Source organism: Paenalcaligenes sp. Me52, assembly GCF_050487965.1.
In the GTDB taxonomy this organism is placed as follows: Bacteria; Pseudomonadota; Gammaproteobacteria; order Burkholderiales; family Burkholderiaceae_B; genus Paenalcaligenes.
This window is the reverse complement of sequence record NZ_JBKQFO010000001.1, coordinates 1,002,630-1,020,885: the sequence shown is the minus strand read 5'-3', so window position 1 is coordinate 1,020,885 and position 18,256 is coordinate 1,002,630. Positions and strand designations below refer to the sequence as shown.

The 18,256-nt window shown below is 48.6% G+C and carries 18 protein-coding genes; 3 read left to right on the top strand and 15 right to left on the bottom strand.

Translation table 11 applies throughout. The features are described from left to right. Positions 1 to 132: 132 nt before the first annotated feature. Complete coding sequence (locus ACLO87_RS04750; protein WP_135862879.1) at positions 133 to 1,080, bottom strand: CysB family HTH-type transcriptional regulator; 948 nt, start codon at positions 1,078 to 1,080, stop codon at positions 133 to 135. Positions 1,081 to 1,170: 90 nt separating this feature from the next. Next, entirely contained in the window at positions 1,171 to 2,274 is a 1,104-nt protein-coding gene (gene lptF / locus ACLO87_RS04745; RefSeq protein ID WP_430222911.1) for an LPS export ABC transporter permease LptF, read from the bottom strand. A 53-nt stretch (positions 2,275 to 2,327) separates the two neighbouring features. On the opposite strand from lptF, the gene ACLO87_RS04740 reads away from it, so the two are divergent. The 3 genes from ACLO87_RS04740 (at position 2,328) to ACLO87_RS04730 (ending at position 5,044) form a co-directional block, all read left to right on the top strand. Next, a complete protein-coding gene (locus ACLO87_RS04740) occupies positions 2,328 to 3,830 on the top strand; it encodes a leucyl aminopeptidase (RefSeq protein WP_430222910.1) in 1,503 nt (500 codons plus the stop codon). After that, the gene (locus tag ACLO87_RS04735; RefSeq protein WP_135861721.1) at positions 3,827 to 4,264 is read left to right on the top strand and encodes a DNA polymerase III subunit chi; all 438 of its coding nucleotides are present in this window, start codon (positions 3,827 to 3,829) and stop codon (positions 4,262 to 4,264) included. The genes ACLO87_RS04740 and ACLO87_RS04735 overlap by 4 nt, the downstream gene beginning before the upstream one ends. Positions 4,265 to 4,333: 69 nt before the next feature. Continuing rightward, positions 4,334 to 5,044: a Bax inhibitor-1/YccA family protein gene (locus tag ACLO87_RS04730; RefSeq protein ID WP_135861720.1), complete on the top strand. Its 711-nt coding sequence runs from the start codon at positions 4,334 to 4,336 to the stop codon at positions 5,042 to 5,044. 693 nt (positions 5,045 to 5,737) lie between these two features. Here ACLO87_RS04730 and rarD read toward each other — a convergent pair. The 13 genes from rarD to acpP all read right to left on the bottom strand — a co-directional run bounded on the left by rarD (position 5,738) and on the right by acpP (position 18,099). Then, positions 5,738 to 6,643 (bottom strand): EamA family transporter RarD, encoded by a 906-nt coding sequence (gene rarD, locus ACLO87_RS04725; RefSeq protein WP_135861719.1) that lies wholly within the window; start codon positions 6,641 to 6,643, stop codon positions 5,738 to 5,740. Beyond that, the gene (locus ACLO87_RS04720) at positions 6,643 to 7,257 is read right to left on the bottom strand and encodes a PIN domain-containing protein (RefSeq protein WP_135861718.1); all 615 of its coding nucleotides are present in this window, start codon (positions 7,255 to 7,257) and stop codon (positions 6,643 to 6,645) included. Before ACLO87_RS04720 ends, rarD begins: the two co-directional genes overlap by 1 nt. Beyond that, positions 7,254 to 7,847 carry a DNA repair protein RecO gene (gene recO, locus ACLO87_RS04715; protein WP_135861717.1) on the bottom strand — a complete coding sequence of 198 codons (594 nt, stop codon included), beginning with the start codon at positions 7,845 to 7,847 and terminating at the stop codon, positions 7,254 to 7,256. The genes ACLO87_RS04720 and recO overlap by 4 nt, the downstream gene beginning before the upstream one ends. Continuing rightward, the gene (gene era / locus ACLO87_RS04710; protein ID WP_135861716.1) at positions 7,840 to 8,733 is read right to left on the bottom strand and encodes a GTPase Era; all 894 of its coding nucleotides are present in this window, start codon (positions 8,731 to 8,733) and stop codon (positions 7,840 to 7,842) included. The genes recO and era overlap by 8 nt, the downstream gene beginning before the upstream one ends. After that, entirely contained in the window at positions 8,730 to 9,488 is a 759-nt protein-coding gene (gene rnc / locus ACLO87_RS04705; protein WP_430222908.1) for a ribonuclease III, read from the bottom strand. The genes era and rnc overlap by 4 nt, the downstream gene beginning before the upstream one ends. Then, positions 9,488 to 10,372 (bottom strand): signal peptidase I, encoded by an 885-nt coding sequence (lepB, locus tag ACLO87_RS04700; protein WP_135861714.1) that lies wholly within the window; start codon positions 10,370 to 10,372, stop codon positions 9,488 to 9,490. Before lepB ends, rnc begins: the two co-directional genes overlap by 1 nt. A 20-nt stretch (positions 10,373 to 10,392) precedes the next feature. After that, a complete protein-coding gene (lepA, locus tag ACLO87_RS04695; protein WP_135861713.1) occupies positions 10,393 to 12,186 on the bottom strand; it encodes a translation elongation factor 4 in 1,794 nt (597 codons plus the stop codon). Between the two features lie 134 nt (positions 12,187 to 12,320). After that, positions 12,321 to 13,808, bottom strand: coding sequence for a DegQ family serine endoprotease (locus ACLO87_RS04690; protein ID WP_430222907.1), 1,488 nt, complete (start codon positions 13,806 to 13,808; stop codon positions 12,321 to 12,323). A 23-nt stretch (positions 13,809 to 13,831) separates the two neighbouring features. Next, positions 13,832 to 14,824 carry a MucB/RseB C-terminal domain-containing protein gene (locus ACLO87_RS04685; protein WP_168246785.1) on the bottom strand — a complete coding sequence of 331 codons (993 nt, stop codon included), beginning with the start codon at positions 14,822 to 14,824 and terminating at the stop codon, positions 13,832 to 13,834. A 50-nt stretch (positions 14,825 to 14,874) separates the two neighbouring features. Next, on the bottom strand, positions 14,875 to 15,372 hold the full coding sequence (locus ACLO87_RS04680; protein ID WP_135861711.1) for a sigma-E factor negative regulatory protein: 498 nt from the start codon (positions 15,370 to 15,372) through the stop codon (positions 14,875 to 14,877). Between the two features lie 12 nt (positions 15,373 to 15,384). Continuing rightward, entirely contained in the window at positions 15,385 to 15,987 is a 603-nt protein-coding gene (rpoE, locus tag ACLO87_RS04675) for an RNA polymerase sigma factor RpoE (RefSeq protein ID WP_135861710.1), read from the bottom strand. A 492-nt stretch (positions 15,988 to 16,479) separates the two neighbouring features. Next, a complete protein-coding gene (gene fabF, locus ACLO87_RS04670) occupies positions 16,480 to 17,712 on the bottom strand; it encodes a beta-ketoacyl-ACP synthase II (RefSeq protein WP_135861709.1) in 1,233 nt (410 codons plus the stop codon). Positions 17,713 to 17,859: 147 nt separating this feature from the next. Then, complete coding sequence (acpP, locus tag ACLO87_RS04665) at positions 17,860 to 18,099, bottom strand: acyl carrier protein (protein WP_135861708.1); 240 nt, start codon at positions 18,097 to 18,099, stop codon at positions 17,860 to 17,862. Between the last annotated feature and the right edge of the window lie 157 nt (positions 18,100 to 18,256).

Sequence of the window (18,256 nt, the reverse complement as noted above, 5' to 3'; positions counted from 1 at the left end):
TAAGATTGTCAATCTTGAGTATGTAAGAACCGTTACACTCTGCCATTATTTCGCTATAAACATATAAAAAAACCCCTGTTGTATAGACATCAGGGGTTTATCTTATGCAGTCTCATCGCGAAAAGCTCACTCTTACACTGAGCTTTCGCCATCCAAAGCATCTTGCACTACATCACGTGTTAGTGCTGGGGCTAACATCTCTAGCAGCACATACACATAATCGCGTAAGAACGACCCAGCTTTCACAGCCACACGAGTTTGATGCTTACCAAACAAGTGTCCTGCAGACAAACCAACCAGACCTTTATCACGACGCGGATCAAAGGCAACGCCAGCGATAATCCCGATACCCAAGCCTACATCAACGTAGGTTTTAATCACGTCGGCGTCCAACGCTTCCAACACGATATCTGGGGTGAGATTTTCATTAGCAAATGCTTCATCTATAGAACGTCTACCCGAGAACGCATGGTCGTACGTCACGATGGGGTACTTAGCCAGCAACTTCAAACTCAGGTTCTTAGAAGCCGGTGTAGGCAGTTCGGCCAACTCGTGATCAGGCTTTACTACAATAGTGTGTTCCCACTCATACACTGGCAATGCGACCAACCCAGGCGTTTTAGACAGTGTTTCAGTCGCAATCGCCACATCAGCCTGCTCGTGCAACACCATAGATGCCAAATGCGCAGGGCTGCCCTCTGCCAAGGATAAATGCACCTTAGGAAAACGTTTTCTGAAAGCAGGAATCACTTTAGGCAGCAAATAACGAGCTTGAGCGTGGGTACATGCGATCACCAGCGTACCTTCGTCGTCACGCGCAAAGTCATCACTGACTTTTTTCAGATTATCCACTTCGAGCATAATGCGCTCGATGATCTTGGCCACATCCGCACCAGGACGAGTAAGCCCTTTAATGCGTTTGCCATGTCGTTCGAAAATTTTGATGCCCAGTTCATCTTCAAGCTCAATAATGGCTTTGGATACACCTGGTTGTGAGGTATAGAGTGAACGAGCCGCTTCAGTCAAATTGTACTGACGGCGTATTGTCTCCCGCACAAATCGGAATTGTTGAAGATTCATAGTAAGCCCCTGTTGTTAGCTCATTATATGGAATAAGGAAGGGGCTTAATATTAATTATAGTAATATACTTAGAGTCTACAACTAGAAGCCTAGGACTGCTTCGGACGCTTAATACGCATTTTTTGCCAGAACAAAAATACCACTAATAAGCTAAAAGCTGCGTGCACTAATAGCGTACCCACGGGGAAGCTCAAACTACCGCTGGCAATCCAACCACGCGACAAGTTGATTAAGTTCATATAGAGCAATGCAAGCAAACCGGCAATTAAGATATTACCCGAGCGCCCTAGACGCGGATTCACCGCCCCCAATGGGATTGCCAATAACGCCAAATTTAAAGCTGCCAATGGCAAGGCTGATCGCCACATCACCTGCGATCGCGCCCTATTTGTATCGTCGCCTAACAACTGTGCAGTAGGTCTAGCCTTAATTTGTTGTTCAGCCCGCGCTCGTATCTGCTCACTGCTGGTGCCCTGCTCATCTCGGTTCTCTAAGCGCACACCATAGTTCTCAAACTCTGTAATGCGGAACCAAGGTGTTTTAGGCTTCATGTCATAACGGTAACCTTCGTTCAGCACTAAGAAACGGTCGCCATTATCTTCGTTTTGTACATGTGCGCTTTTAGCCGTAATCACGCTAAACCACTGCGGATCAATCACACGCGCCACCACCTTACCCAGCTCTGCCCCCTCACCCAATGGCTCTTCAGTAAAGAATACGCGGGCACCATCTTCTACTTCGATAAACTCACCAGGAGATACTTTGCTTAGGTCGGAACGCAACTCAAAGCGCTGACGGTATTCAGATATTTGCAGGTACGCCCAAGGGGATGCAAAAAATGTCAGCACCGCAATGAGCAAAGCAATAGGAATCGCACAGGACAGTACAGGGCTAATCCAGCTACGTAATGACAACCCACTGGCAAACCACACCACCATCTCAGACTCTCTGAAACAGCGCGTGATAGTCGTTAGTACGGCAATGAATAGCGAGACCGATAAGATCACTGGCAACGCCGTGATGGAAGAGAACAGCGCCATGCCCAGCACCACGTCGGCACCGATACTACCACCAGCCGCCTCGCCTACTAGCCTAACCAGCAGTACACTAAGCCATACCACTAGCAAAGTGGATAGCACAACACCTGCGTGGCTCAGGATTTCGGATATAGAACTACGTTTGAACAAAAACATGGGACAATAAGCAGGTTAATGCGACAACAGGCCTGTACTCATAGGAAAATCGTATGGAATTTAGCACACAAAGTTCAGCTTCTTTACATCAGATCAAAACTTCAGCTTTAGCGATCGGTGTATTTACCAATCAGGTTCTTACCCCCGCTGCGGACGTTATTGATCGCGCCTCTAATGGTGCTATCCGTAAAGTCCTCAAAAGCGAGTTTAGCGCAAAGTCTGGCTCACACTTGGTATTGCGTAATCTAGAGGGCATCAAAGCAGAGCGTATCGTACTGGTTGGCCTAGGTGATCAAGAAAAATACCAAGCCGCACAGCATAAAACCGCTGAAAGCACGTTTGCCCAGTACTGCATCCAAGCAAAACTGAGTGAAGCTGTATCCACACTAGCCGGAGTAGACTGCAACGGCACCACACTGCGTCAACGCAGCAGCGGTGCAGCACAAGCTGTTCTGGCTGCCAGCTACCGTTTTGATGCCACATTGAGCACCAAAGCAGAAGCTCTGAAACTTACCAAATACCTACAGTGGGTGCCTCGCACGCTGGTTAGCGAGTCCAAAGCAGGTTTGGAAGAAGGCACCGCCATCGGTAAAGGGGTTAATTTTACCCGTTTGCTGGCCGATCTGCCTCCCAATATCTGCACACCTAGCTATTTAGCTGAGCAAGCCAAGCAATTAGGCAAAACCTATCCCTCTTTGAAAGTGGAAGTACTACAACGCAAACAGATGGAAGCGTTGAAAATGGGCTCTTTCCTTTCCGTGGCTAAGGGTTCTGTAGAACCACCCGTCTTTATCATCATCAAACACAAACCAGCCAAAAAAGCAGCAGCGGAATCTGCACCACTGGTATTGGTAGGTAAAGGTCTGACCTTTGATGCGGGTGGTATTTCGCTGAAACCTGCTGCCAACATGGACGAAATGAAATACGACATGGGTGGGGCTGCCAGCGTTATGGGCAGCATGATGGCCGTGGCTGAGCTGAACGTTGATCACGAAGTAATTGGCGTGATCGCATCGTGCGAAAACATGCCTAGCGGTGCCGCCAACAAACCTGGTGACGTAGTAACCAGCATGGCAGGCAAAACCATCGAAATCCTGAACACCGACGCTGAAGGTCGTTTGGTACTGTGCGATGCGCTGACCTATGTTGAACGCTTCAAACCGGCTGCTGTTGTTGATATTGCTACACTGACTGGTGCTTGCGTTGTGGCATTGGGTCACATCAACAGCGGTTTGTTTAGCCCTGACGACAGCCTAGCCGAAGAACTGCTGAATGCCGCCAAACAAAGTGGTGACAGTGCATGGCGCATGCCTTTGGATGAACGCTACCAAGAACAGCTGAAATCCAACTTTGCAGACATCGCTAACATTGGTGGCCCTGCTGCGGGTTCCGTAACTGCTGCATGCTTCTTGCAACGCTTTACGTCTGCCTACCCATGGGCTCACTTGGATGTGGCCGGCACAGCATGGCGCAGCGGTAAAGATAAAGGCGCTACAGGCCGCCCTGTACCTCTGTTGGTACAGTTTGTGCTGGATCGTTGCCAACAGGCCAAATGATTCGCGTAGATTTCGCCTTTGATGCCAGAGACCGGCTACGCACCGCTTGCGATGTTATTCGCAAGCATTACGTGCGTGGCCGACGAGTCATCGTTTATCTAAACGATGACCGTGCTCTGGCACGCTTTGAACACTTGCTGTGGGGCTTTGAGCCCACGGCGTTTATCCCGCATGTACGTGCTGAAGATCCTTTAGCCAGCACCACACCGGTGATTCTCTGCCACACAGATCCCGACCCTTCTCTTAGTCAAGCAGGTAGTGAACCGGCATGGCTAATCAACCTCGCTGCCACCTGCCCGCCTAACAGTGAGCAATTCACCCGTATTCTTGAAATTGTGTCCGATGAACACAAAGATAAAGAAGCGGCGCGGAACCGTTGGCGCTGGTATCAATCTAAAGGTTATGACCTGCATGCACACAGCTTGCAACGCTAAAAATCTTGCGTGTTCAGGTAGTTGTCAGTTAATCTTTAGCCATTTCCCGTATTTTCTTAAGGATGCATCATGAGCGACTTTCGTCAATCAAGCCTGCCTGAGCATTCCGGCTCAAGGGCTTCGCAGTCAGCACTGGCTCAAAACCGTGTACTGCGCAACACCTACTTGCTGCTGGCTCTCTCCATGGTTCCCACCATTCTGGGTGCCTTGATTGGCCTGCGCACTGGCATTAACCAAATCATGGGCAGCAGCCCAGGCATGAGTGCTGTAGTATTCCTAGTGGGTGCTTTCGGCCTGATGTTCATGGTAGAACGTAACAAAAACAGCTCATTGGGTATTGTGTTCCTGATGGCCTTCACCTTCTTCATGGGCTTGATGCTGTCTCGCTTGCTAGGCTTTGTGCTGGGCATGCAAAACGGCTCGCAGCTGATCATGATGGCTTTTGGTGGTACTGCCGCTGTGTTTGCCGTAATGGCCAGCGTTGCCGCTACAGCCAAACGTGATTTCAGCGGTATGCAGAAGTTTCTGTTTATCGGCGCAGTGATCCTGATCTTGGCTGCTCTGGGCAACATCTTCTTTCAGATGACAGCCCTGACCCTAGTGATCTCCACTATGGCCATCGGTATCTTCTCTGCTTTCTTGCTGATCGACTTGCAACGCATTATGCGCGGCGGCGAAACCAACTACATCAGTGCAACCTTGGCGGTATATCTGGATGTGTACAACATCTTCAGTAACCTGCTGGTGCTGTTGGGTATTACTGGTGGCAACAACGACTAATCAACGTTGATGACTCACCGCAGAGGCTATGACTAGTCTCTAGAAAACCCTCCCGTAAAACGGAGGGTTTTTTGTTATATACATGCTGCTGTTATGGCTAGCACCATACACATGAAGTAGTCTTTCCGGGATACATGCAGAAGAGCGCTTGCACACAGCACCAACGTACTCACCACTGACTGAATTAGCTAGCACTGCGAAAAGTATTTTTTAATTTGACCACCAAATAAAAAAATACTTTCCTCCGTTTTCCCTTCATAGCTTGCCACGGTTTTTAGTGTGGTTGCTGTTGAAGATGGCGAGTACTTCTGTGGCCAATGAAAGAGGCATGTTTACCAATTTCTGAAGATGCCTACTTATCCTGTGTTCTGATAATCTCGGCTCTTTCTGCCTTCATCAAACTAACTAAGCTGTATTTTCTGATGGTACAGCTGACATTACAGGCAGTCTAAAAGTTTGCTTTTCAACTGAATCAGCCACGCCAACACCCTACAAGAAAGGGCTGTAAACCTCGTACATTCAAAACAACCGGGGGACGGAGAGGAAACTTTTTTGATTTGGTGTCTCAAATCACAAAAAGTATTCCTGCAGTTCCCAGCATGTGCGATGAATACCGCATCAACCTATCCATCATTGCTGCCCTAGCCTAAGGCGATCTCCCCAGCCAGTAGCCGTGCAACTCATACACAGCAACTACTTCCCTGTAGCCTCTTTGGCTTTCTGATCTTTACGCCACGCCAAGAAGCCCTCTACGGCCACCAATAGCACCGCCAGCCAAATAGGTATGTAGGTGTACCACTCATGGCTTTGTACAGGCTCTCCTAGCAGCAGAAAAGCCACCCAGAACAGCAAGACAGGTTCCACATAACCCAAGATGCCAAATAAGCCCAAGGGCAGCAGCCGACTTGCCGTTAAATAGCCCAGCAATGCCAAGGCGCTGATGGCACCAAAAATGGGCACCTGCCAATACAAGCGCGCATACTCACCAAACTTCTGTGCCACGCTAATATCTTGGGTATACAGAATATAAAAGGAAGGAATCAGCAGAAAGCCGAAATCAAAGAATAACGAGCTTAACGATCCCACCTTCAAATAACGTCGAATCACAAAGTACGGCGGATAACCAAACGCCACCAGTGCCGTTGCCCATGAAAAGGAGTACGTCCGCAGTAACTCGTGCAACACCCCAACAAACGCTAATGCCACAGCAATACGCTGCAACGTACTCAACTGCTCTTTGTAGAACACACGGCCAGTTAATACCATCATTAAGGGCAACAGAAAGTAGCCCATAGAAACCTCTAAGGCTTTGCCATGCAATGGTGCCCACACAAACACCCACATTTGCAGGCCAAACAAGATGGCACATATTACTTGCAAGACCATATAGCGTATGTCGCTAAACATACGCCGTATCATCAGCCCTACTTCTGCCCAGCGCTTTAAACGCGTGATGAAGACCGCAAGTACAGGAAAGCCCAGCAATACACGCCACGCAAAAATCTCTGTGCCTTCAAGTGGTCGCAGCAGCGTTGCATAGTAATACAGTAGCGCAAACAAAACGGATGCGCCTACCGACAACCCCACCCCTTTTTTCATTACTCACCTATGAGAATCTGTTGCTCATAACAGCGATTAAAGCGATATAAACGCTCACGCTTTAGTAACGCACTCACACTCAATAACGGCTTATCCGGTGCTCGCACTGCAGCCGGCATAGCCTCTAGCAAGGACAATAGCAAATGCGCATGTTCTGCCCATAGCCCTTCTAAAAATAGATCTGGTGCCCACAACACTAACCCCAAGCGCCGCAACTCGGATTTATTAAAATCTTTGAGATTCTTGGTTAGTACACCAATGGGACGTTCAGCAAAGTTTTCTTGCGCAGCTCTGGCCGCCGCAATGACGTGCCAGTCTTTGGGATCACTGTAGCGTAAACCCTCTTTGAAGAGCTGTACATTACCTTGATCCGCCAAGGGGAATTCAAGCTGCCACGCATCCCAATCCAGTTGTAGTTGCGCTTCAGGCACTTCCCACAACCTAGATGCATTACGCCTCCATTCGTCGGCAATGACAGGGCTCCATGCTGGTTGAAATACCTTAGCACGCGCTAACCCCAAACACAGGTAGCGCAGCACATTGGAGATCATGATACATGCATCCAACACCACCACAGGTGTTGAGTCCGTAGTTGATAGGTTTTCTGTGGTCATGACTGCAAATGCAGTAGATCCATCATCACCCCACGCGTACGCAAGGGGCGCCCTAACAACTCATCTAATCGTTCACGCAATACAGTACGCAAAAAAGGTTCTTGTTCTGCGTCGTCAAAATCTGGGTACTGCTGATCTAAGCCGTAGCCAGTTTCTTGAAGCAAAATCCATTCAAACTTTCGCAAGGCCAACGAGGCCTGTTTAGGATTTCGCACTAACTGCGTTAATGCCTGCTCATAGGCTTCAAACAGTACATCGTGTGGATCTTCTTTGGGCAATAAACGCAACAACAACTCGTTCATATACCAGACCGACATCATCGCTCGCCCAGACAGCACATGCAAACCAGCGCACTCAGCATGGGTCAGGGTTTTAACTTCATTCGCCCCAGACCAGCCCACCTGCAACGGTTGAAAAACAGACAGCACAGCACGTAATGCCGAATAGGGGCGCTTGGCCCCTTTGGCTACCAACGACACCGTGCCGTATTGTTGGGTAAAAACCTGTATTAATAATGAGGTTTCGCGCCAAGCCATACTGTGCAGCACATACGCCCGTTCATGCTGCACACGTTGACGCTGTTTACTCATACCCCAGCTCGCGCAGCGATGCCTCCCGGTCAGACCAGCCTTTGCGTACTTTCACGTACACATTCAAAAACACAGGCTTTTCCAACATGCGCTCTATATCCTGACGTGCTTCACTGGCGATACGCTTCATGTGCTCACCACCCGCCCCCAAAAGGATTGGTTTGTGGCCTTCGCGCTCTACTAGTACGCAAGCAGCAATGCGTGCACCTTTTTCGTTCTCTTCCCACTCTTCGATCATGACGGTACAGCTGTATGGCAGTTCGTCACCTACCAAGCGGAAGATTTTCTCGCGCATCAACTCTGCCGCGATGAACTTCATGGAACGATCGGTAAGCGTATCCTCTTCGAACATAGGCTCACCTTCAGGCAAGTGTGCTGCCACTTCGTCTAGCAGCACATCTAGCTGCAAACCTTTGGCTGCACTCAACGGAACCACCGCTGTGTAGTTGAATTTTTGGCTAACCTGCGCAATAAATGGCAGTAAGTCGGCCTTGTTTTTCAACATATCAACTTTGTTGATCACCAAAATCACTTTGGCATTTTTAGGCAGCAAAGGGATCAACTGTTCGTCGCCCGGTGTCCATTTACCGGCTTCCACTACCTGAATCACTACGTCTACATCAGCCAAAGCTTGTGTCACTACGCGGTTCATCATACGGTTCATGGCACCGCCATGACGTGTTTGAAAGCCTGGTGTATCTACAAACACAAACTGCGCATCATCACGCGTCAGTACGCTATGAATACGGTGACGAGTGGTTTGCGCTTTACGCGAAACGATAGAAACTTTGGCGCCAACCAGAGCATTCGTTAACGTAGACTTGCCCACGTTGGGACGCCCAACTACGGCGATAAAACCGCAACGAAAGTCTTGCGTAGTGTTCATGACTGCTCCTGGCTGACAGCAACCGGCAGGCTCAACTGCGGATTACGGCTGCGTTTTTGACGTCCGGCCTTGTTATCTATGTAGGCGGACACGTGTTCTATGGCCTGCACGGCGGCGGCTTGTTCGGCAGCGCGTCTGCTGCTGCCACTCGCCATAATCGTGATATCCAATTTTTCTATGTAGCACTGCACATCAAAGGTTTGATTGTGTGCAGCACCATGTGTAGCGACTACGGTGTATAGCGGCAATGCCAATCTATGGCCCTGCAGCAGTTCTTGCAATAAGGTTTTAGGATCTTTACCCAAGGTCTTGGGATCTATATCCACCATGATGTCTTCAAATTGCCCAGTAATCACCTTAGCGGCTAGCTCAAAGCCACCATCTAGGTAGACAGCACCAAAGATTGCCTCTAGCGCATCGGACAAAATTGAAGGGCGTCTAAACCCACCGCTTTTCAGCTCACCTTCACCTAAACGCAGGTATTCGGATAGCTCAAGTTTTTGAGCAATTTCAGCCAGCGTTGCTTGTTTTACCAAATTGGCACGCAATCGGGACAAGTCGCCTTCATCAATTTTCTGAAAGCGCTTGAACAGCAGAGAAGCCACCACAAAGTTCAACACCGAGTCGCCTAAAAACTCTAAGCGCTCGTTATGCTTCGCACTATGGCTACGATGCGTCAGTGCCTGTTCAAGCAGTGCTTGATCAGAGAACTGATAATTAATCCGCTGTTCTAGCTTTTGCAAGCGTACTGCCATTATTGAAATCTTCCTATACGGCCAAACTCACCGAAGTTCATCCAGATCAGGAAGGCTCGGCCCACAATGTTTTCATCTGGCACAAAACCCCAATAACGACTGTCTTGGCTGTTATCGCGGTTGTCGCCCATCACGAAGTAATTACCTTCGGGTACGGTACAACGTAAACCTGCTGGGAAGTACTCACAGCGATCGCGATAAGGGAAGTCAACAATAGGCCGGTAATACTGAGGCGCACGTTTATCCAACAAGATATCGTGTTTTACCTTGCCCAATTGCTCTACGTACTTACCGGTATAGCGACTGTGATCGGGCTCAAAATAATCACCATCTCGTACTTCACTGACTTTATTACCATTGATGTACAACGACTTATCGCGATACTCCACCACATCACCAGGCAAACCTACTACACGCTTAATGTAATCGGTGTCGGGTTCTACAGGGTAACGGAATACCAATACATCACCACGCTCCGGAGAACCAGTATCGATAATTTTTGTATTCAGTATGGGCAATCTAATACCGTACTCGTATTTATTCACCAGAATAAAGTCACCATTTTGCAAAGTGGGCAACATAGAGCCTGATGGTATGCGGAAAGGTTCAAAAATGAACGAACGCAAAATAAACACAAACAAGATGACGGGGAAGAAGCTCACACCATACTCTACCCACCATGGCATTTTCATGGCTTTGGCATAAGCATCTTTACGCAGCTTTTCGATTTCAGCTGCATCCACACCCGGCAAATCGGGAATGGACGACATAGCCTCGCGTGCGCGCTGGCGGCGTTTCGCGGACAAGGAAAACTTATTCCATGCCCACACCACACCGGTCAGCAATAACAAAATGAATAAAATCAGGGAAAAATCCCAGCGCATGGTTAGTAATCCTTTGTCTATTACTTTTCGTCAACTTGCAGAATTGCCAAGAACGCCTCTTGAGGGATCTCTACGTTCCCTACTTGTTTCATGCGTTTCTTACCTGCTTTCTGTTTTTCCAGCAGTTTTTTCTTACGGGAAATATCACCACCGTAACACTTAGCCAACACGTTTTTACGCAAGGCTTTCACGTTCTCACGGGAAATAATTTCCGCACCAATCGCTGCTTGAATCGCAATATCAAACATCTGACGTGGAATCAGGCTACGCATCTTAGATACTACTTCACGACCACGGAAGCGCGCATTCGCACGGTGCACAATCACCGACAAGGCATCGACTCTGTCGCCGTTAATCAGCACATCTACTTTCACCACATCAGCAGAACGGTACTCGATGAACTCGTAGTCCATGGAAGCATAGCCACGCGACACTGATTTCAGTCTGTCGAAGAAATCCAGAACAATTTCCGCCAAGGGCATTTCGTAAACCAAGCTTACTTGGCGCCCTAAATACGTCATGTTCTTCTGTACACCACGCTTGTTGTTACAGAGCGTCATCACAGGGCCTACGTAGTCTTGTGGCATCAACAATGACACCTCAACGATAGGCTCACGTATTTCAGCGATATGGCCCACTTCTGGCATACGTGATGGACTTTCAATCATCAAGACTTCGCCATCATTACGCTGAACTTCGTACACAACTGATGGGGCGGTTGTGATGATGTCCATGTCGAACTCGCGCTCTAAGCGCTCTTGCACAATTTCCATGTGCAACAGCCCCAAGAAACCGCATCGGAAACCAAAGCCCAACGCTTGGGAAACTTCGGGTTCAAACATCAACGAGGCATCGTTTAACTTCAGTTTTTCTAGCGAATCACGTAGCTGATCGTACTCACTACTTTCCACAGGGTACAAACCAGCAAATACCTGCGGTTTCACTTCTACAAAGCCAGGCAATGGGGCACTTGCAGGTTTACCTGCATGCGTCACCGTATCACCGACTTTGGCATGCTCTAACTCTTTCATGCCTGTGATAATGAAACCTACTTCACCTGCGGACAATACATCACGTGGTGTAGATTTGGGCGTAAACACACCGATCTGATCTGCGTGATGAGTCGCAGCGGTAGACATCAACAGTACTTTATCCTTTTGTCTGAGCGTGCCGTTCACAATACGAACCAGCATCACTACGCCAACGTAGTTATCAAACCAGGAGTCAATAATTAATGCCTGCAATGGTGCGTCAGGATCACCTGTAGGTGCAGGAATCTTGTGTACCACTGCTTCTAGAATATCGTCTATGCCCATGCCTGTTTTAGCACTGGCAGGAATAGCTTCAGAAGCGTCAATACCGATGACGTCTTCTACTTCTTGACGGGCTGCTTCCGGATCTGCTGAGGGCAAATCCATTTTATTCAGCACCGGAATAACTTCCAGATCTTGCTCAAGAGCGGTATAGCAGGTTGCTACCGTTTGTGCTTCCACACCTTGTGATGCATCTACAACGAGCAACGCGCCTTCACACGCGGATAGCGAGCGGGAAACTTCGTAGGAGAAGTCAACGTGCCCGGGGGTATCAATCAGGTTCAGATTGTAGACCTTGCCGTCTCTAGCTTTGTAGTGCAAGGCAGCCGTCTGGGCTTTGATCGTAATCCCCCGCTCACGTTCAATATCCATGGAGTCCAAAACCTGTGTGGACATTTCACGATCTTCCAGGCCACCACAACGCTGGATCAGTCTGTCTGCCAGCGTGGATTTACCATGATCAATGTGAGCAATAATGGAGAAGTTGCGAATATGGTCCATAGGCCCAAAAACAAAAAAACAGCGGTTAAAGAAATGCTGCCTGAAACACTAAATGACTTTGTTTCACGGCAAAAAAGAGGGGCGCTCAGGGCGCCCCCATCTGCATAACAGTTATTTTACCTTTTTACGGCACATTATTCTTCTGGCGTGATTAATACCCATTGTGAGTTGCTGTCACGCACCACCAACACAGCAGCAGCCTTGTCTTTCGCCAAGCCTTTTACCACTTTGTTGTATTGCGAGGGGCTATCAATATCTTGATCGTTGATGCGAACAATCACATCGCCTTCCATGATACCTGTTTCAGCCGCAGCACCTGAAGCCTCTGTCACAATCACACCGGCTTCCAGCCCAAACAGCTCTGCTTCAGCTTTGCTCATTGCTTTTACGCTTAAGCCCAGACTGTCTACATTGCTAGGAGCTGGTGTGCTGGTATCACTTGTTGCTGGTGCGCCAGGAATTTCTTCCACAGTGGCTTTCACCGTCATGGACTTACCTTTACGCCATACTTCCACAGGGACTTCCGTACCCGGTTTTACGGCACCTACGATACGAGGCAAGTCACTCATTTGCTCGACGCGTCTGTCACCAAATTTCAGAATCACGTCACCAGAGCGAATGCCTGCTTTTGCTGCAGGACCATCAGGCTCTACTGCACTCACGAGTGCCCCTTTACTGTCTTCCAAGCCCAGAGCTTTAGCAACACCTTCATCGACTTGAGTGATTTGCACACCAATACGACCACGCGTTACTTTACCGTGCTCTTTCAGTTGAGCAACAACCTGCATCACTTCATCAATAGGAATGGCCAAGGAAATACCCATGAAGCCACCACTACGGGAAACAATCTGGGAGTTTATCCCTACCACTTCACCATGCAGGTTTAACAAAGGACCACCAGAGTTACCTGGGTTCACGGCCACGTCTGTTTGAATGAAAGGCAGGTAATCACCCGTATCACGATTGATCGCACTGACCACACCCACGGTCACGGTAGAGTCCAAACCAAACGGAGAACCAATCGCTACCACCCATTCACCTTTTTTCAAGGCAGCTGGATCACCAATAACTAATGGAGGCAAAGACTTGGCTTCAATTTTGATCAATGCCACGTCTGTGCGCTCATCGCGACCCACTATGCTGGCTTTGTATTCTTTACCATCAGTCATGGTCACGAAAATTTCGTTAGCATCCGCAACCACGTGGTTGTTCGTCAGAATATAACCATCATCTGAAATGATGAAGCCCGAGCCTACACCACGAGGTACAACACGCTCACGCTGTTGTGGCACTGCCTGTCTAGGACCTCCACGCTGTTGCGGAGGTGCCATGCCGGGAGGTGCCATATCAGGGCCAAAGAACCAACGGAACAAATCGTAAGGATCACCTTCACCACCTGCGCCTTGGTACACAGGCACGACTTCTGTAGTACGAATATTGACCACAGACTTCTCTGTTTTTTCTACGATGCTAGAGAAATCAGGTAGAGTAATTGTGGGAACGGGGCGAGACTCTTCAGCTTGCGCGAAGGCCTGCGGCGTCGCCATTGCCACTGCCAGCCCAGCTGCCACAGCAGCCAAAGGAGCGGCCAATTTTTGGTATCCAGAACGAATGACTTGCATCATTAACTCCTATTGAATGAGCGTCAATTTTTTTTGTTAAATGGCACATATTCCACGTTTGCTGCCAAATCGCGCAATGTACTCAACGGGACTTCGCCCGTAGCTGTGACCCAGTACTCTGCCACTTGAGTACGGTATAAATTCATACTGCCACGGCTAGAGCCATGATCTTCTTTCATGTATGAACCGTGGTTAGTCACTGGCTCAATAAACACAGAAATAGCAGCCAGCCCGTCAGACATCACCAATTGCACTACTTTTCTGGTGGCCCTCATCGAGCGTACTACTTGTGTCACAGGTTCAAAACCATTGGGATAAGGAATAGCCCACCCCTCAGACACCAAATCAATGTCTTCCATGTAGGCATTCAGGGTGCGCCAGCCATCAGTATTGAAGGCAGACTCTAATCCCGACATAGGCATACGACTGCCATAGGCAATATTGGCAAACGCAATCTGATTGATCACATCGCCATTAGCATTCAAGGTTTCAGCCTGCAGCAACAACGAGTTAGCTACATCAGCACAAAAACGATAGCCATAGCGCAATGTATCTTTAGGATGTAGCTCATACACGCGACACTCACGGCCTGCGATGCGCTGCACTTCATCAATAACACTTGCTGAATAGTATGTAGGTAGATTGTCCACGCTACCTAATAAGATGGCAGGGAAACGATCTGGTCTACGCTTTTCTACAACAATCAATTTACGCTCTGGCACAAGGCACAGCACTTCATCGTTATGACGTAGATACTCACGCGGTGTACCGTCTAATAACTCTAAACGTTCACGCTCGCCAGTACCATCTACCATATGCACTACATTGATCGCTTGCGTAGAGCCATCTTGGGTATAGGTAACAATGCCAGCGTAATCCAGATCACGTGCAGCCTGCTGAATATCTTGCAAAAAGAGGAAGCTCTCTGGTGTAGACACACCCGGCTCTAGTGCAGCGTGCGCTGCCTGTGGCAAGAATGAAAGGCCCAACACAGCAGAGTAGAGCAATATGCCCATACCACGTGCTGTACGTCCTGATCTGGCAGAAAAAACCCAGCCCCTCACCATTACTGCAATGCTCCTTGATCATAGGACACCTGACGCACAGGCCCCAAACCAGACATATCACGGTGAGCATCCATGTAATCCCACCATACATCATCAGCAGCAATAGCCAACACAGGTTCAGATGGAGTATCACTCAACATACTAGTTGGTGTAGCCACCCACGCAACAGCCGCTACTGCAGCGGCAGCCGCCAAGCTAGACAGCCCCACACTGACCGACTTTCTAAAGCGTTTGTGCTGCGGAGCAAACACTATAGGCTCTTCATCAATAGCCTTAGAGAGTCGTGCATAAAACTTATCCGAAGGGGTAAGCGCTAGTTCTTCGCTGCGTAACACATCACCAATCAAGTGATAGGTATCCCAGATTTGTCGCCCATATGGCGTATCTAGCTCATCAGCGCGAACTTCCCCATCGCCATCCACCCAAGCAGAAACCGTGGCTTCCCAACTAGCCGTTTCAGTTTCCTCTGTAATGATCAACTGTGAATTCTTCACCATGACGTATTCCTTCTACCAACCTCGATCTGTACTACCCGCTTCCCGCACTGGGCGCAATTCATTAGCAATTGCCTCCCTTGCACGGAAGATCCGTGAACGCACCGTACCTATAGGGCAGCTCATCGTTTGAGCAATGTCCTCGTAGCTCATGCCTTCTATCTCACGCAGAACAATGGCAGTACGCAACTCTTCAGGTAAGGCTGCAATTGCTGCATTAACCGTCTCTACAACCTGCTTGCTTACCATTTCAGACTCAGGGGTGCTGATGTCTGTTAGGTTATCAATTTGGTCAAAAGTTTCACCTTCGTCGTTTTCTGCTGGATTAATTAACAAAGGTCTACGATTTGCCGACGCTTGCCAGTTGCGTGCTGTATTAATAGCAATACGATATAGCCATGTATAAAACGCACTTTCACCACGAAACTGGGCGAGTGCTCTATAGGCTTTGATAAACGTTTCCTGCGTTACATCCTCAACTTCAGCGGGGTCACGCACCATCCGTGACAACAAACGCATGATGCGACGCTGATACTTCAGCACCAACAAATCAAACGCACGTTTATCGCCTTGTTGTACCCGCTTAACTAGATCAGCATCGACATCACGTTCACTCATGTCGCATCCTTTGATGTGGCTATGTATCCAAGCATCAAATCACGGTTCAGCTTTTTATTTAAAGCGCGCCATAACGCAGGGCTACAGGTAGAACGCCAAACACTGAAACAGCCACGTTCGGGCTTTGCATCGCACTTATTCAGAGAAAAACTCAATACTATCCACCACGGTGTTCGCCATATTTTCTGCAGGGAACCTATACAGTTTTCCGTATGGTGCTGTCGCTGCAGTTGCAATTGCCACTGCATGCCCTGCCACCCCATCTCTACTATATGGGCATCATTTCCGCGCAAACAATAGCCATATACCACAGCAGCAACTAAAAACGCTGCCACTAGGGCATACTCTACCGCAGCGACCTGACACACAACAGTGAATACACAATAGGACACAAAAACAGGCAACAAAAAACCCGAGCACCACACCCAGACCGGAGTCTGGGATGCAATAGCTCGGGTTTTAGAAATAACCGACGTTGCCCGTGGCACGGTGTTAGGCGAGACGCTTCACAATCATCGAGCCGTTGGTTCCACCGAAACCAAAGGAGTTCGACAACGCAACATCAATCTTCATCTCACGCGCTACATTCGCGCAGTAATCCAGATCACACGCAGGATCTTGATTAAAGATATTGATAGTAGGCGGAGAAATTTGGTTGTACACAGCCAAAGTTGTGAACACTGCCTCAATACCACCCGCGGCACCTAACAAGTGACCGGTCATGGATTTAGTAGAGTTCACTACCAGTTTTTTAGCGTGATCACCAAAAGCCAGCTTGATCGCTTCACTTTCGTTCAAATCACCCAAAGGTGTGGACGTACCATGCGCATTCACATAGTCCACAGCAGAAGCATCTAAGCCTGCATTACGCAACGCATTTTGCATACCGCGTTTAGGACCATCTTTGTCTGGTGTAGTGATATGGTGAGCATCAGAGCTCATACCGTAACCTACAAACTCACCGTAAATGCGAGCGCCACGACGACGTGCGTGTTCGTACTCTTCCAATACCAACACACCAGCGCCTTCACCCAGCACAAAACCATCACGATCTTTATCCCATGGGCGAGAAGCCGTTGTAGGATCATCGTTGCGTGTGGACAATGCGCGCATGGCAGCAAAGCCGCCAATACCCAGTGGGGACACTGTGGACTCAGCACCACCGGCTACCATCACATCAGCGTCACCGTACTCGATCAAACGAGCGGCATCACCAATGGAGTGCAAGCCTGTTGTACATGCAGACACTACCGCATAGCTTGGGCCTTTAGCACCCAAGATAATAGATAGCTGACCTGAAATCAGGTTAATCAAAGAACCTGGCACAAAGAACGGCGAAATGCGTCGTGCACCACGTTCCAAATAATCTTTTTGTGTATCTTCAATGCGGGGCAAACCACCGATACCGGAGCTCACGATAATACCGATACGTTCGGCGTTTTCCTCGCTAAGCTCTAACCCGGAGTCTTTCCATGCCTGCATACCTGCTGCCACACCATAATGGATAAAGGTATCCATTTGCTTGGCTTCTTTAGCAGTCATGTATTCGGTAACGTCAAAATTCTTAACTTCACCTGCAATCTGAGCATTGATTTCGGATGCATCAAAACGGCTAATGCGCCCAATACCGGAACGACCGTTAGTGATGTTATCCCATGCAGTAGCAATATCGTTGCCGACTGGGGAGATAATGCCCAGTCCAGTAATCACGACACGTCGCTTCACGGATGACTCCTAAAAACAAAAAAAGCGGTCTGGCCAGAACATCAGTGATGTTCTGAGCTGGTTACCAGTACAGAACTGCTCAGCGATGTCCGCCAAAAACCGCCTAAGCGGGGCAAGCAGCTACCTGCCCACACCCTTGATTGTAAATTACTGCTTGCTGTTAGCGTTGATGTAGTCAACAGCTTGCTGAACCGTCGTGATTTTCTCAGCTTCTTCGTCTGGGATTTCGGTTTCGAATTCATCTTCGAGCGCCATCACGAGCTCGACCATGTCGAGCGAGTCGGCACCGAGGTCGTCAAGAAAAGAAGATTCGTTCTTGATCTCGGCTTCGTTAACGCCAAGTTGTTCAGCGACTATCTTCTTGACGCGCTGTTCGATGCTTTCCATGCGGATTCTCCAATTTGGGGATTGCTACCCACGAATTATAGTCAAACACTATGTAAATGTGGGTGTAGGCTATGATAAAAAAATGGCAGCACTAGTAGTGAATAATCAAAATACTGCTTCGATATCTACTAATACGCCCCTTACAAATCAAATAATT